11 protein-coding genes are annotated in these 16342 nt (G+C 58.1%); 3 read left to right on the top strand and 8 right to left on the bottom strand.

The window, feature by feature from the left end:
• The first annotated feature begins 32 nt into the window (after positions 1–32).
• The 3 genes from cobT to Z946_RS0117145 are packed head-to-tail and all read left to right on the top strand — an operon-like array spanning position 33 to position 4121.
• Positions 33–1910, top strand: a complete 1878-nt coding sequence (gene cobT / locus Z946_RS0117155; protein WP_025056955.1) for a cobaltochelatase subunit CobT — start codon at positions 33–35, stop codon at positions 1908–1910.
• Between the two features lie 42 nt (positions 1911–1952).
• Positions 1953–3743 (top strand): aminopeptidase P family protein, encoded by a 1791-nt coding sequence (locus Z946_RS0117150; protein WP_025056954.1) that lies wholly within the window; start codon positions 1953–1955, stop codon positions 3741–3743.
• A gap of 33 nt (positions 3744–3776) precedes the next feature.
• Entirely contained in the window at positions 3777–4121 is a 345-nt protein-coding gene (locus tag Z946_RS0117145) for a DUF427 domain-containing protein (RefSeq protein WP_025056953.1), read from the top strand.
• Between the two features lie 133 nt (positions 4122–4254).
• Here Z946_RS0117145 and Z946_RS0117140 read toward each other — a convergent pair whose 3' ends face one another.
• The 8 genes from Z946_RS0117140 to ftsA all read right to left on the bottom strand — a co-directional run bounded on the left by Z946_RS0117140 (position 4255) and on the right by ftsA (position 16308).
• Positions 4255–6180 (bottom strand): calcium-binding protein, encoded by a 1926-nt coding sequence (locus Z946_RS0117140; protein WP_025056952.1) that lies wholly within the window; start codon positions 6178–6180, stop codon positions 4255–4257.
• A gap of 154 nt (positions 6181–6334) precedes the next feature.
• A complete protein-coding gene (locus tag Z946_RS0117135; protein WP_025056951.1) occupies positions 6335–8020 on the bottom strand; it encodes a chloride channel protein in 1686 nt (561 codons plus the stop codon).
• Between the two features lie 22 nt (positions 8021–8042).
• Positions 8043–9692, bottom strand: a complete 1650-nt coding sequence (gene recN, locus Z946_RS0117130; protein ID WP_025056950.1) for a DNA repair protein RecN — start codon at positions 9690–9692, stop codon at positions 8043–8045.
• A gap of 33 nt (positions 9693–9725) precedes the next feature.
• On the bottom strand, positions 9726–10598 hold the full coding sequence (locus Z946_RS0117125; RefSeq protein WP_025056949.1) for an outer membrane protein assembly factor BamD: 873 nt from the start codon (positions 10596–10598) through the stop codon (positions 9726–9728).
• Positions 10599–10800: 202 nt separating this feature from the next.
• Entirely contained in the window at positions 10801–11724 is a 924-nt protein-coding gene (gene lpxC / locus Z946_RS0117120; protein ID WP_025056948.1) for a UDP-3-O-acyl-N-acetylglucosamine deacetylase, read from the bottom strand.
• Between the two features lie 205 nt (positions 11725–11929).
• Positions 11930–13576, bottom strand: coding sequence for a cell division protein FtsZ (ftsZ, locus tag Z946_RS0117115; protein WP_025056947.1), 1647 nt, complete (start codon positions 13574–13576; stop codon positions 11930–11932).
• A gap of 352 nt (positions 13577–13928) precedes the next feature.
• Positions 13929–14858, bottom strand: a complete 930-nt coding sequence (locus Z946_RS0117110; RefSeq protein ID WP_025056946.1) for an LpxL/LpxP family acyltransferase — start codon at positions 14856–14858, stop codon at positions 13929–13931.
• Positions 14859–14973: 115 nt separating this feature from the next.
• Positions 14974–16308, bottom strand: a complete 1335-nt coding sequence (gene ftsA, locus Z946_RS0117105; RefSeq protein ID WP_025056945.1) for a cell division protein FtsA — start codon at positions 16306–16308, stop codon at positions 14974–14976.
• Positions 16309–16342 lie beyond the last annotated feature (34 nt).

Here is a 16342-nt window from a genome sequence, read left to right as displayed (position 1 = left end):
GTCTGCGTCTGTAACCGACGGGGGAGACCGAGTTGAGCAAACCATCTGACAATCCCGCAGACGCGTTCAAAAAGGCGCTGGCCGAAGCTTCTAAAGTGATGGCCAACGATACCGAACTTACGGTCTCCTACTCCGTTGATCCGTCAGGCCTGTCCGGCGACACCATGCGACTGCCGCAGGTATCGCGCCGCATGACCCGCGAAGAGGTGTTGCTGGCACGCGGCACCGCAGACGCGCTTGCGCTCAATCGACGCTATCACAACGGCCAGACCCACGCCCGCTACCAGCCGCAGGGCGAGATGGCGCGGGACCTTTACGAAGCGATGGAAACCGCGCGGTGTGAAGCCGTTGGTGCCCGCGACATGCCCGGCACAGCGACCAATATCGACGTCAAAATCAAATACGAAGCGCAGCGCAAAGGCTATGATCAGGCCAAGCAGGCCAGTGATGTGCCGCTTGCAACGGCGGCCGGCTATCTTGTGCGCCATCTGGCCACGGGCCGCGATTTGCCGGCGGGTGCCGAGAACGCGATGGAGCTGTGGCGCGGTTTCATTGAAGATCAGGCCGGTGGCACGCTCGAAAATCTAAATGACATCCTCGAAGACCAATCGGCCTTTGCCAAGCTCGCACGACAAATGATCTCCGATCTGGGCTATGGCGATCAGTTGGGCGACGACCCCGACGCGCTGGACGAGGATATGGAAGACGAAGCCGAAGACGGTGCAGAAGAGGAGCAGGACCCTGACAGCACCGGCCAGGACGATCAGGAAGAGGACGAGGCGGAAGGTTCTGCCGAGCAATCCCAAGAAGAACAGCAAGACAGCGCCGAAGCGCAGGTCAGCATGGACGATATGGCTGATCAGGAAATGGGTGACGAGGCGGAAATGCCTGAAGGCGATGCCCCGATGGAGCCGCCTGCCCCACAGCCTGTATCAGACGCCGATCCCAACTATCTTGTCTATATGGACAGTGAAGACGAGGTTATTGGCGCAGAAGATCTCGCCGATCCGGTTGAGCTGGAACGTCTGCGCGCCTACCTTGACCAGCAGCTTGAGCCCCTGAAAGGGGCGGTCAGCCGTCTGGCCAACAAGTTACAACGCCGTCTTCAAGCCCAGCAGAACCGTTCTTGGGAGTTTGATCTTGAAGAAGGCACGCTGGATGCGGGCCGGCTGGCGCGTATCGTGGCGAACCCCACAACGCCGCTCAGCTTCAAGGTCGAGAAAGACACAGAATTCCGTGACACCTGCGTGACGCTGCTTTTGGATAACTCGGGATCGATGCGCGGTCGGCCTATCTCTATCGCGGCGATCTGCGCAGATGTTCTCGCCCGCACGCTTGAGCGTTGCAACGTGAAGGTTGAGATCCTCGGCTTTACCACCCGTGCGTGGAAGGGCGGACAAGCCCGTGAAGCATGGTTGAACGAGGGCCGTCCGGTACAGCCCGGCCGTCTGAACGACCTGCGTCACATCATCTACAAATCTGCCGATGCGCCATGGCGGCGGACCCGCGACAATCTGGGTCTGATGATGAAAGAAGGTCTGCTGAAAGAAAACATCGACGGTGAAGCACTGGAATGGGCGCACCGCCGGATGATGGCACGTCACGAGGCCCGCAAAATTTTGATGGTGATCAGTGATGGCGCACCTGTGGACGATTCCACCCTGTCGGTAAACCCTGCCAACTATCTGGAAAAGCACCTGCGTGATGTGATCGCCATGGTCGAGAAAAAGCGCGCGGTCGAGCTTTTGGCCATTGGTATCGGGCACGATGTGACACGCTATTACGACCGCGCCGTTACCATTACGGATGTGGACCAGCTGGCCGGTGCCATGACAGAGCAGCTCGCAGCCCTGTTTGACAGTGACCCGAGAGCACGGGCGCGCGTGATGGGCATGCGCCGAGCAGGCTGAGGGTACCGTATTAAATCTAAGAACCAAGCGAAGGAGGGGCCAATGTTCCAGAGTTTCGAGGTCACTGCACGACCGGAACAGGGGCCGCCCCGACTGAAGGCCTTGCGTCAGGAACTGATCGGCGAAGGGCTGGACGGTTTTCTGATTCCCCGCGCTGATGCGCATCAAGGTGAATATGTCGCCCCTCATGATGACAGGCTGGCGTGGCTCAGCGGCTTTACCGGCTCTGCCGGATTCTGTTGTGCATTGCGCGACGTTGCCGGTGTCTTCATCGACGGGCGCTACCGCACGCAGGTCAAGGCGCAGGTGGCGGCGGACTTCACTCCCGTCCCTTGGCCCGAAGTATCACTTGCGGAATGGCTAAAAGAACAGTTGCCGCAAGGGGGCAAGGTCGGATTTGATCCTTGGTTGCACACACCGGGCCAGATTGCGCTGACCACGGATGCACTGGCGGGCACAGGCATTGTCCTGCAAACCTGCGATAACCTTGTTGATCGCATCTGGACGGATCAGCCAGCGCCGCCAATGCTGCCTGCTAAACCTCATCCGATCGAATTTGCAGGCGAAAGCCATGCCTCCAAACGCGAGCGGCTCGCAAAAGACTTGGCGGAGGCTGGCCAATTGGCGGCGGTGATAACCCTGCCCGACAGCCACAACTGGTTGCTGAATATCCGCGGTGCGGACATACCGCGTAATCCGGTCGCTCATGGATTTGCTGTTCTGCATTCAGACGCCACTGTTGATCTCTATATGGCTGCGGAAAAGCTGGGCGGGATCATGGATTACCTCGGATCTGATGTCAGGTGCCACGCGCCGGATGCCTTCCTGCCTGCGTTGCAGCGTTTGGACGGCCCCGTGAGATTGGATAAACAAACTGTACCTTTGATCGTGGCTGATGCTCTGGGTGAGCGGTTGCAGTGGGGGGACGATCCCTGCGCGATGCCCAAAGCCTGCAAGAACGAGGCCGAAATCTCGGGCTCAGCTGCAGCACATCTGCGCGATGGGGCGGCCCTATGTGAGCTTCTGGCATGGCTTGACGCGCAGGCTCCCGATACCGTCACCGAAACCGAGGTTGTCTCCCAGCTTGAGGCCGCGCGCCGCCGCGATAATGCCTTGCAAGACATCAGCTTTGAAACGATTGCAGGGACCGGCCCGAACGGCGCGATCATGCATTACCGTGTGACAGAAGAAACAGACAGCCTGCTTGAAGAGGGTCAGCTAATCGTGCTCGATTCCGGCGGGCAGTACCTTGACGGCACGACCGATATTACCCGCACCGTTGCCATTGGCACACCTCCCGCTGAGGCGCGGGCGGCTTTTACCCGCGTCCTGTCGGGAATGATCGCCATGAGCCGCTTGCGGTGGCCGGAGGGGCTTGCGGGCAGTCACATCGAGGCTGTAGGGCGGATGCCGCTTTGGCTGGCCGGACAGGACTTCGATCACGGGTTGGGACATGGTGTAGGCGCGTACCTCAGCGTGCATGAAGGACCGCAACGGCTGAGCCGGATCAGTCAGGTTCCGCTACAGCCCGGCATGATCCTGAGCAACGAACCCGGATACTACCGCGAGGGAGCCTTTGGTATCCGCATCGAAAACCTGCTGGTTGTGCGCAAGGCACCTGCCCTGCCCGGCGGCGACGACCACCGCAAGATGTTGTGCTGGGAAACCCTTAGTTTTGCCCCCATCGACAAGCGTTTGATTGATCCTGAACTGCTGGACCAAGACGCACGCGACTGGCTTAACAGCTATCACGCAGAGGTTGCGGAAAAGATCGGGCCACGACTATCGTCTGCCACGAAACTATGGTTGGATGCGGCGACCGCACCGATCTAGAAAAGTGTGCTATCCATATTGGGGAAGAGAAACATGGCAAGTCACATCAAGATTACAAAAGCACCGGGTACGTGGACGGTACGCGCGGGCGGTGCCGTGCTGGGCGAAAGCAGCGCTGCGTTGGAATTGCGGGAAGGTGACTACCCACCAGTGATCTATTTCCCCCGCTCCGACATCGCCATGGCGTTTCTCGATGCAAGCGACGAGACAAGCCATTGTCCCCACAAAGGGGATGCGAGCTATTATTCGGTTATCACAAAAAGCAGAACGCTCAGCAATGCCGTCTGGTCTTATGAAGCGCCGAAGGATGCCGTCAGCGAGATCAAAGATTATCTGGCATTCTATGACATGGACGAAATCGCAGTAGAGCAGATTTAACCTGCTGAATGCACAGCCTGATAAAAACAATGCCGCCCTTGAGGCGGCATTTTTAGTTTTTAAGGTGTATCCCAAAAGCCTGGGAAGCAGCGGGCCGGTATCGCAAAGATATCTCCGGCCCGTTGGAAGTTGCTTATGAGCCTGTCGTCGTTACAGGCGTTTCTTCTTCCGCAACGGTTGTAGGCACTTCACCCTCATCTTCTTCAGCTGTGACTGGTGCTTCCTCTTCTTCAACACCCGTCGCAGGAGCCTCTTCTTCTGCAGCCGCATCCGGGGTCTCTTCTTCGGCCTCAGGTGGTGTCGGCGCAGGATCAGAAATCGCGATCGGATTGCTGATCCAGGAAAGGTCCGCAGCAAGGTCTGCCGCCACTGTATTCTCAAGAAGCGCCATTACCACGCCGTCATAAAGAACTTCGGTGTCCGTGCCAGCGGAGGCTGCGCGGAAACGCAGGTCTTCAGCGTTTAGACTGATTGGCTCGCCCGCACCATTGGTCAGAACCAGAACGTCCTCAGCCAAATTGAAATCGGTTACGACCACCACTTCCTGATCAGCTAGATCAACGCCGACGGCACGGATTTCGTCCTCGCCTGCTCCGCCCGTTATGACATCACCGTCGTTGCCGGAGATCGTATCATTGCCAGCACCGCCATTCAGCGTATCCGCAATTGTGTCTGTGGCCCCAAGTGACGTGCTCTCGCCGCGCGGTACATCGTAACCTACGATAACATCCCCACCATCGCCACCATCGGCAACATCTGCCCCCAAGCCAGTCTCGATCCGATCTGCATTGTCGCCGCCATTCATGGTGTCGTCGCCGTCACCACCCAGAAGCACATCCTGACCGGCCTCACCATTCAGCAGATCGTCGCCCGGATCACCGCGCAGCACGTCGTTACCGTTACCGCCGTTCAGGACATCATCATCCGACAGGCCCCAAAGGGTGTCGTTGTCGTTGTCGCCCTCCAGCAGGTCAGCGCCAGAACCGCCAACTAGGAAATCGTCGCCAGTGCCACCGTTCAACGTGTCATCGTCGCCGAAACCGCGAATTTCATCATCGCCGTCTGCGCCGGAGATGTCGTCATCCGCACCTGTACCGGAAATGGTGTCATCGCCATCGGTGCCGGTGACGGGATCAGGTGTCGGGTCAACGTTCACGTTCGCCAGCCATGATGTGTCAGCGGCAAGTGCTTCGGCATCTGTATTCTGCAAGACAGCCATCAATGTGCCACCGTACAGAACATTGGTGTCTGTGCCATTTTCAGCTGCGACGATGGAATAGCCGTCATCATCAGCATCCCAGCTTAATTCAGGCCCGTTGGTCGACGTCAGCAACAGCTGGTCTTCCTCAGGATCGAAATCAGTGATTACGACACTGCCGCCGCCTTCCTGGTCAATGCCAAGGCTCCGGATAAAGTCAGCACCACTGCCGCCGGTGATGGTATCGTCAAGGTTACCTGTGATCGTATCGTCGCCATCGCCGCCGTTCAATACGTCAGCCTGGTCATCATCGGATCCCGCAGGGACGCCTTCAGTTACGGGCAGGTTGTAGCCTGAAATCCGGTCATCGCCCTCACCGCCGTCAACGGTGTCGGCACCATAGCCGGTCTGGATCAGGTCATCGCCGGCGCCGCCCAACAGCATATCGTTTCCTGCGCCGCCAAGGATGGCGTCATCACCGTCGCCGCCGTCCAACATATCATCGCCATCATCGCCGCGCAGAGTGTCGTTCCCTGCGTCGCCGGTAATCGTGTCATCCCCTTCACGACCCCAGAGAGTATCCTCGCCATCACCACCCTGCATGTCGTCGCTGCCGGTGCCGCCGATAACAAAGTCATTGCCCGTGCCGCCGGCCAGCGTGTCTTCACCGCCGAAGCCGCGCACTTCATCGTTGCCTGCCAACCCGTCCAGCAGATCATTGCCACCCGTGCCGTTCAGCTGGTCGTCGCTGTCTGTGCCCTCCTCGGGGGGAGGAGGAGATACCGCATCATCGTCATCGTCCTCAAAGAGGTAAGCCAACAAACCAAGTGCAAGAAGGGGCAGAATTGTGAAAGCGAGCATGGCAGCAAAGCTCCTTTGTATGAATTAACTTTTCCAAAGCATACCGGTTGCAAGCAGCAAAGCTACTTTAAATACAAAGAGAATCGTCTGAATTGATGCATTGGTGGAAACAATATGCGGGACAGTCGGTTCATTACCCAACCTACTGACACACTTAAGAATGTTCTTCCGCAGCCGTAGCGGCTAAAGCCCTGTTATATGCCTTGAGCGCATCAACGTGGAACAGCGCGCCCAAAAGTTCCGGCGGCGCATTGGCCGAGAGTGTCACCACCGGAATAAACCGCGCCCCGCTCGCGTCAAAGATTGGCATTGCGGATTCAAGCGTGGCGGTCCCATCGATATACGTCCCCTCATCTATCAGGGTCCAACAGGCCTCTTCATCTGCCGCGCGCGCATCTTCAGGTCTGCGCATGATGCGCGCCACCATGAACATCCCAAGCAAATAGGCCTGCGGGCCAGCCGCCAGATGGATACCCCGCCGTTCGATCTGGGTGAGGAAGAAACTGCGGTCAACAATCCGGCTGGCCAGAGCGGTGGACATACTGACAGCCACCATCACGGCCAATCCAGTCTGCCAATCCCCCGTCAACTCAAAAACAATCAGCGTGGTCGATATAGGCGCCCCCAGCACCGCAGCCGCAACAGCACCCATACCTGCAAGGGCATAAAGAGAGGACGATCCCGACACATCGGGGAAGACACCGGTGGCTACCAGACCGAACGCAAGACCCGTCAGGGCACCGGTCATCAAAGAGGGCGAAAATACGCCGCCCGCCATGCGCCCCCCCAGAGTGATCGCCACCGCAGCAACCTTGAGGATGGCAAATACAATAACTTCATAAAGGCCAAGTTCTCCGGTCAGGGCCAGCGACATCGTCTCATATCCGACCCCAATAATATGCGGGAACCACAATGCGATGATGCCAAGCAGCGCACCTGCCACCGCTGGCCGCAACCAGCGTGGCCAACCGGTACGGGCTTGCAGGTAATTGCCGAAATCCTCGGCCCAGAAGATGCTGCGCATCAATGCGACAGCGACCAGTCCACAGGTCAAACCAAGCAACAAAAAGGCGGGAAGTTCGACGTAAAACTGCAAATCACCATAGGTCGGGAGCACGAATTCGGTCACCCCGCCAAATTCGATACGGTTGATTACGGTGCCTGCCACACTGGCAATTACGATCGGTGCAAAGGCGTGGACCGCGAAGTGCCGCAGGACGACTTCAAGCGCGAAAAGCGCACCGGCAATCGGCGCATTAAAGCTCGCCGAGACCCCCGCAGCCACTGCGCACCCCAACAGGTCGCGCCCTGTGATTCCGTCTGCGTTGATCCGCTTGCAAACCCAGGTCGAGATGACACCGGCCATGTGAACAACCGGCCCCTCACGTCCCGAAGACCCTCCGGTTCCGAGCGTGATGAGCGATGCAATCGCAGAGGCGATACCTGCTTTTGTTTCAACACGCCCGTCGTGCAGCGCTGCCCCGAGAATGACATCCCCGACCGTACGTGCACGTGCATCATTGGTGAAATGATGCAGAATGACGCCGACAACGAGACCGCCAATAGTCGGGATCAAGACGACCCAGTACCATTCCAGACCACTGATAAATGTATGTAAGCTCTGGACATCTTCGGTGCCGTAAACTGTCGACTGAAGCCAATAGATGCCTTTGCGGAAAAACAGTGCCGCAAAGCCGGCCGCGATCCCGATCAATAAAGCGATGAACCAGAATGTAATCTTGCCCGGTCCTTTGTGCCGGATCACATTAAGACCGTTCCTGCATGAGGTGACAGCCAGCGTCACTTGTTGGGACAGAAACGAGGGGGCGGGTTCGCTCATGCTATGTACCCCCCTTGCACCATCAGCCCGCCAACAATGCCTCTGCGGCCGCGCGGGCAGCGTCGGTGATGGTGTCACCGGACAACATCCGCGCCACCTCGTCCACCCGTTCAGGCGGAGACAGCGGCGTGACGGTCGACGTGGTCATCCCCTTTGCGACACCCTTGGCGACCCGCCAGTGGTGCCCGCCAAGGGCCGCAACCTGTGGCGAGTGTGTCACGACAAGCACCTGGCCGTCAGCGGCCAATGATTTCAATCGTCGTCCCACTGCGTCGGCAGTGGCCCCGCCGACACCGCGGTCAATTTCGTCGAAAATCAGCGTCAGACCCGACTGCCCTTGGGTCAGACAGACTTTCAATGCCAGCAAAAAGCGGCTGAGCTCGCCACCCGAAGCGATCTTGCCCAGCGGTCCGGCAGGTGCGCCCGGGTTGGTGGCGACGGTAAAGCTTACGGCATCGCGTCCGTCCGGCCCTGCGACCTCTTCGGTGATCTGCGTGGCAAAGACGGCGCGCTCCATCTTGAGCGGCGCAAGTTCAGCCGATACGGCCTTGTCCAGCTTTGATGCAGCCTTTGTGCGCGCTGCAGTCAATGCCTCGGCAGCAGCATCATAGGCGCGCTCAGCATCATGAACAGCTGCCTCCAGTGCCGCCTGCGCGGCCTCTCCGGCGTCTAGCGCGTCCAGCTTTGTGCGCAGGGTTCCGGCAAAGCCTGCCAGATCATCCGGGCTAACATTGTGCTTTCGGGCCAGTGCACGAATGGCAAACAGCCGCTCTTCGGCCTCTTCCAGTTCGATCGGGTTGAATGACATCGCGTCAATCGCATCGGCTACGCCACTCATCGCTTCATCCAGCTCGATCATAGCGCGGTTCAGCGCAGCCATCGGCGCTTCCAGCGCACCTTCGGCTCTTGCCGCAGCACCATCAAGCCAGCGCAGCGCGTCGCTCAAGTGGCGTTCGGCCCCTTCCTGCCCCATCATCTCATAGGCGTTGACGACATCGGAGCGGATCTTCTCTGCTCCCTGCATCAGCCGGCGTTTGGTATCAAGTGCGGCTTCTTCGCCCTCTTGCGGATCGAGCTTGTCGAGCTCCGCTACGGCATGGCGCAGGAATTCTTCTTCTGCCCGGATTGCCTCACGCTCTGCCTCAGCCACAGCAGCGGCCTTGCGTGCAGCAGCCAACGCAGACCAGCTTTGCCGGACTTTGTCGCGCTTTGGCCCGTTGCCAGCGAAATCATCCAGTATCGCCCGATGGCCGCGTGGGTTCAAAAGACCACGATCATCATGCTGCCCGTGCAGTTCCACCAGCGTCTCGGACAGCGCGCGCAGCACCTCGCCAGAGCACCGACGGTCATTGACCCATGCTGTCTTGCGGCCGTCTGCGCTGTTGATGCGCCGCAGGATCAGCTCGTTCCCGGCAGGTAGACCCGCCTCTTCCAGCACGGCGTGGGCCGGATGATCCGCAGGCAGATCGAACCAAGCCGTCACTTCGCCTTGTGCAGCCCCTTGCCTGACCAGATCGGCCCGCCCGCGCCAACCTAGAACAAAACCCAATGAATCCAACAGGATCGACTTGCCTGCGCCAGTTTCACCAGTCAACACGTTCAAGCCCGGCTGAAACCCAAGTTCCAGCCGATCAATGATCAACATGTCGGAAATATCAAGTCCGCGCAGCATTGTCGTTTCCGTTAAGCGGGGATGCCCCCGCGCCTACAACCACTCGCCCTTGATCGTCTGGCGATAGAGACCGGCCAACCAGTTGTCCTTGAAGAAGGCAGGCTCAAGACCCCTGCCCGTCAGCAATTTGTAGCTGTCTTCGTACCACTCGGTCGACTGGAAGTTATGACCCAAGATCGCGCCTGCAGTCTGGGCCTCTTTGGTCAGACCCAGCGAAAGATAGCTTTCCACCAAGCGGTGCAATGCCTCTGCCGTGTGCGTCGTGGTCTGGAAATCCTCTACCACAACACGGAAGCGATTGATGGCGGCTGTATAATGGTCACGGCGCAGATAGTACCGCCCGATCTCCATCTCTTTGGCCGCAAGGTGGTCAAAGGCCAGATCGAATTTCAGGATCGCGGATTTCGCATATTCGCTGTCAGGATATATCTCGATCACTTCACGCAAGGACTGCAGCGCCTGAAAGGTCAGGCCCTGATCGCGGCCCACTTCGTCAATCTGGTCATAATAGCTGAGCGCCAACAGATATTGCGCATAGGCCGCATCGTCATCGTCAGGATAAAAATCGATGAAACGCTGGGCTGAGGACCGACTGTTGGGGTAATCTTTGTCGCGGTGATAGGCGAAAGCCTGCATTATCAGGGCACGGCGTGCCCAATCGGAATACGGATAAAGCCGTTCAATTTCAGAGAAATAGAACGCCGCCTCGCCCGCCTGTTTGCGGTTCAACTCATATTCACCACGTTCGAAAATCTGCTCGGCGGAGTATGTCTCCAACGGGATTTCCTCGGGGTTGAAAAAGCTGCCACCCACGCGCCCCGCATTGCGGTTGCCGCCACATGCTGCAAGCGTTGCGACGACAAGCACTGTGCCGATCACCTTTGCAGCCGATCCCGCCCTGCTCATGCCTGAACCTCTTGCATCTTCACACCTATGGTCTTTGCAACCTTCTTAACCACTTGCTAGCACATTAATCTGCAATGCAAAACGCCGATTGACCCCGATTTGCAGGCGATCCGCAAAGAAGGTTCACGTTTGTGGTATCGGTATAGGTACAACTGAACTGAACCGGTTTCAATCATGCGGATGAAGGTTCAGTCGCGAAGGGTCACGCAACCTGCGGAATTTCGTCCCAAACCAGACCGTAGCCCGGCAAACGCTGCGCCATTGCCCCGTCACATTCGACCAGACGCACAGCGCCCGGCGTCGCAAAAAGCTTGCGCAACAAGGTGTTGGTCAGGGAATGGCCCGCACGGATGCCGGTGTAGTGTCCGATCATCGGCGCACCGGCCAAAGCCAGATCGCCCAATGCATCAAGCATCTTGTGGCGCACAGGCTCATCCGCATAACGCAGGCCACCGGGGCTCACCACACGGTCACCGTCAAATACCACGGCGTTTTCGCCAGAGTTTCCACCCAAGGCCAGACCGTTTGCCTGCATTGCCACCACGTCCGCCTGACGGCAGAACGTGCGGCTGTCGCAAAGCTCGCGGGCGAAGGACCCGTTGTTCATGACCAAAGACTTCTTCTGGTGGCCAATGGCCGCATCCGCGAAATCGATCTCAAAGTCGATACGCATGGTGTCGGAAGGTGAAAGCGTCGCGGTTGCGTCGCCTTCTGTCACAGTCACGGTCTTCAGAACTTCGAACGCCATGACGGGCGCGGCCAAACGGCGAATACCGCGCTGCATGAAGCTGCGCACAAACGGTACGGCAGAACCATCAAGGATCGGAACTTCGGGACCGTCGATTTCAATCAAAGCGTTATGAATACCGCAACCTGCGAGGGCCGCCATCAGATGCTCTACCGTGGACACAGAAAGTCCGGCAGCATTTTCAAGCTTGGTGCACAGTGGAGAACGGTTCACACAATCCCAGCGGGCGGGGATCAGCCGGTCGCCCAGCGACACATCGGTCCGCTTGAACCAGATTCCATGATGGGCACCGGCAGGGCGTACTGTGACGGTCGCAGGAGCACCGGAATGCAAACCTTTGCCGTCAAAGCTGACCGGTGATTTAATGGTGGTCTGCACGTGTGTTAACCTCAAGTTCATAGATCGCTGTCTAAGTTGACAATGATCTAGGGCCTGAGACGGTTCCGCTCAACTCAATCTTTGCAACGGTCTGAAACATGACTGTAACAGATGGGCGCAAAGACGCCTGTCTCGCTTTAAGCCCCTGATCTACAATAGAAAAAGGCCGCTCGAAAGCGGCCTTTTTTGTAACATTGTGAGGTGTTTAGTTCGCCTGACGACGCAAAAACGCAGGGATTTCGATGCGTTCCTGATCTGGATCCTGCTCTTGTGCGGGCTGTGGAGCGGCTGCAACACGAGGCTGTGGCTGCTGAACACTTGGCTGCTGACGCGCAGGACGCTGCTGCTGAGGCTGCGTTTCGCCTTCGGCGTGACCGGTCATCCGGTTGATCAAAGAGTTGATCCCGAAGCGAGGCTTTTCACCACCGGCCTGACCACCTGCGGGCGCGGAGGCTGCCGGACGCTGCTGCTGTGGCTGCTGGTCGGGGTTGGTCTTTTGTGCAGCGGCGCGCAAACGGGCCAACGCCTCTGGTGATGGTGTGCCGGGTGCTGGTGCGCGCGGTGCGACAAATGTTTCTGGCTCTGCTTCGATGTCTTCTTCACGGCGCGGTTCGAACGCTGCGACCTGCGGCTGATAGGCCGGTGCGGGAAGCTCATCCGCATCGGATGTCTCTTCGGCAAAGATATCTTCGGCCTGCTCCTGCTCGGCAGCGCGACGCACATCCAGTTCTTCGAACAGAGGAGCCTGCTCTTCTTCCTGGGTTGTCGCCTCTGTCGCTGACATGGCCACTGCGGCAGCAGGTGCGGCCGTTTCCTGTGTGATCGTCTGCTGTGGCAGGGGCTTGCTCATGGAACGGCGTGGCACAGGCATTTCTGTGTTCACATCCATTGCGTCAATGCCCGTTGCAACAACGCTGACGCGCATCAGACCACCAAGGCTTTCGTCCATTGTGGAACCGACGATGATATTCGCTTCTGGGTCCACTTCTTCGCGGATGCGGTTGGCCGCTTCGTCCAGTTCGAACAGGGTCAGATCGGCACCGCCCGTGATGTTGATCAAAACGCCCTTCGCGCCGCGCAGGCTGATTTCGTCCAGCAGCGGGTTCGCGATGGCCTTTTCGGCGGCCTGAATGGCGCGATCTTCGCCCTCGGCTTCGCCTGTACCCATCATCGCCTTGCCCATTTCGTCCATCACGGCGCGAACATCAGCAAAGTCGAGGTTGATCAGGCCCGGACGGACCATCAGGTCGGTCACGCCCTTCACACCTTGGTACAGAACATCGTCTGCCATGGAGAAGGCTTCGGTAAATGTGGTCTTTTCATTCGCCAGACGGAACAGGTTCTGGTTTGGAATGATGATCAGCGTATCGACGACCTTTTGCAGCGCCTCGACGCCGTCCTCGGCCTGACGCATGCGCTTGGCACCCTCAAACTGGAACGGCTTGGTGACAACACCAACGGTCAGAACACCAAGTTCACGTGCAGCTTGTGCGATGATTGGCGCAGCACCTGTCCCTGTACCGCCGCCCATACCGGCAGTGATAAAGCACATGTGCGCACCTGCGAGGTGATCGACGATCTGTTCGATAGATTCTTCCGCGGCGGCGGCACCTACCGTGGCGCGGGCCCCTGCCCCCAATCCTTCGGTAACCTTGATCCCCAGCTGAACGCGGTTTTCCGACTTCGCCTGCTGAAGCGCCTGCGCATCTGTATTGGCGACAACAAAATCAACGCCGTCCAGTTCTTTTTCGATCATGTTGTTGACCGCGTTGCCACCGGCACCACCCACACCGAAAACGGTGATACGTGGTTTGAGGTCCTCTTGACCGGGCATCGATAGATTGAGTGTCATGTGCTGTCCGCCTGTTGTTTTAGCCCATGTCCCAAGGGCACTTTCCGACTTAGATTTCTGTGACATTAACGGCAGTAAACCGCTACGTCACCCACAAATCGCCAATTTTGTACCAAATATGGCGTGATAATAGCAATCAACACGCGAGATTTCGCCTAGAAGGCCAAATCTGGTAAGATTTGCCAAACGCACCACAAAAAGACACTTGGCCCGCGCCCAACCGGGACGGGAAAAACGACTCAGATTTTGTTAGGTCCTGCTCGACCCGCTCTCGCCTTTTATAGTGGCTCTGTGGATGGCCTTGGCGATTGCACAAAGGATATATCGGCCCGCAAGGGTTGTCACGCAAAAATCAGTCCTTGTCACCTGACCCGAGCAATGCTTTTGACCAGTGCCGATCCAACGCGAAGGTCCACTCATGCGGCGCTGATTTGATTATGCGTTCCAGCTCCGTCAGCCAGTCTTGCGTTGTGCCGATCAGATCGGTGGAGGGTGTCACAGGTGATCCGATCTCAAGCGATATTGATGTGGCCGTTTGCGTAATTGTCGCGGGGACAATAGGCACTCTCGCCTTTTGTGCAAACCGCGCAGGCCACCCCGGAACACCGACATCCGCCCCGAAAGAACGCGCACGCACCAGATCGTTCACCTGATCGACAGGATGATGAAGAGGCGGCGCATCGCGCAGACGATCCGCTATCGCAACAACCAGCTGCCCGTTTTTCAACGCCTTCAGTACCCTACGGGCAACCGTCGTCGGGCTTTCGGATTGTATGTCCAGAAAGGCGCAGCCAAGGTTGCGGTATATGTCCAATTCTGAGGCCGCACGCCGCTTGTTGGCCGTTGACCGCACCAAGGCTAAATAAGGGTAATGTCGCGAAAGCCCCCGACCCATCGCCAGTGTTGCATGGGCATGCGGCACAAGCATCAGAACGCCGCCGTGTTGAAGCAGATGATCCAGTTCCTGCTTTTGCGGGATATCGAGCATCGCATCAATTGCGTCTGTACGCCCATGACGGACCTGTTCGATCCGGTCCAACCCGCGCGTAAAGCCCTGCACATATTTGCGAAATAGCCGTATGGGCGATCCCACACCGACGTGGGCCGCAAGTGCCATCATGGTTACGCGAACCCTGCTGCGTGGGACGATGTACGCGATCCAGAGAACAAGTCCGAAGACACTATAGCCCAGTTTACGGACGGACAAAGGCCGCTGCGCAAGCCAAGCGGCACCGGCATCATAAAAGACCCAGATCCTATCCTTTATCGTCGTAAAGCTCATGGGCGCATTTCGGTTTGTACAGTTGGAGCAAGATTAGCTGCTCCAACGCCCGTGAACCAGCACAGTCTGCCGCGCCATTGCAGACATGCAGCACGCTGTATTGCGGGTTGCAGTTTTACCAGTTGTCCTTGAACCACTTCACCGCCCGCTTAAGCGAACGTGCGGGATACTTGTCTGCCGGAATGTCGAAGTCCCACCATTCGTCTTGCGGATGAGCCGCAAACAGTGACAGGCCCACTGCTGATGCAAAGCTTGGTCCGGTCGCCGCCTGCGGCAAGCCATGGACACGCAAAGGGCGACCAAGCCGGACCTGCTGTCCCAGAATTTTGCTGGCCAACCCGTCGAGACCCGGGATCTGGCTGCCACCGCCGGTCAGCACGATTTGTTGAGACGGCAGATGGTCAAAGCCAGCAGCATCCAGACGCACGCGCACTTCTTCAAGGATTTCCTCGACACGCGGACGCATGATGCCAATCAGTTCGGCGCGGCTGGCGGTGCGGCGGTCATGCTCGTAGTCACCGGTATCGCCACCGATTTCGATCATCTCGCGGTCATCCATGCCTGTCGCGTGGACACCACCATAGAACGTCTTGATCCGTTCGGCATTTGCCGTCGGCACCTGCAACCCAAGCGAGATGTCCTGCGTCACGTGATCGCCACCCATTCGGACGGTATCGGCATAGATCATATGCTTCTTGATAAAAATCGACACGCCGGTGGCCCCGCCCCCCATGTCGATACAGGCGGCACCCAGCTCTTGCTCGTCTTCGACCAGCGCGGAAATGCCAGACACGTACGAGGATGAGGCGATGCCAGCCAGCTCAAGATCGCAGCGTTTGATGCAGTGTGCCAGATGCTGAACCGCCGCAGCATCGACTGTCAGCATATGCATATCTACTGAAAGGGATTGGCCCATCTGGCCGCGCGGATCGCTCAGGCCCGAGCGGTGATCGAGCGCAAAGTTCACCGGCTGTGCGTGCAACACTTCGCGGTCCGCACCGTATTCCGGTACATCACATTCGGACAAAACCCGTGCGACGTCGTCCTCACTGACGGTATCACCGTCCAGATCAATCTGTGCATCCAACCCGTAAGAGCGCGGCTCGGCCCCTGAAAAACAAGCGATGACATGGTCAACGCGGATGCCAGCCATTTTTTGCGCGGCCTGCAAAGCCGTGCGGATCGCGCGCTCGGTCTCGCCCATGGCGCAGATTTCACCAAATTTCACACCGCGCGAACGTGTCGTCGCTGCACCGATAACACGAAATCCCGACTGCCCCGCAAGAGAGCCGATCATGCCCTCATCGCTTAGCGTGTCGCCACCGTCAAACCGCAGAACAAGGCAGGCAATTTTTGAGCTGCCTACATCCAGAATGGCCACCACACCCCGCTGCATGGCGACTTTGCGCATATGGCGCATCGACCTTTGGCTCTCATAGAGATCGTTCATCTTGTTCTGCCTTCACTGCCCCGGCCTTTTGACT

This window comes from Sulfitobacter noctilucicola (assembly GCF_000622385.1).
Taxonomy (GTDB): domain Bacteria; phylum Pseudomonadota; class Alphaproteobacteria; order Rhodobacterales; family Rhodobacteraceae; genus Sulfitobacter; species Sulfitobacter noctilucicola.
The sequence above is the reverse complement of the archived record's forward strand: the minus strand, read 5'-3'. Positions and strand labels throughout refer to the sequence as shown.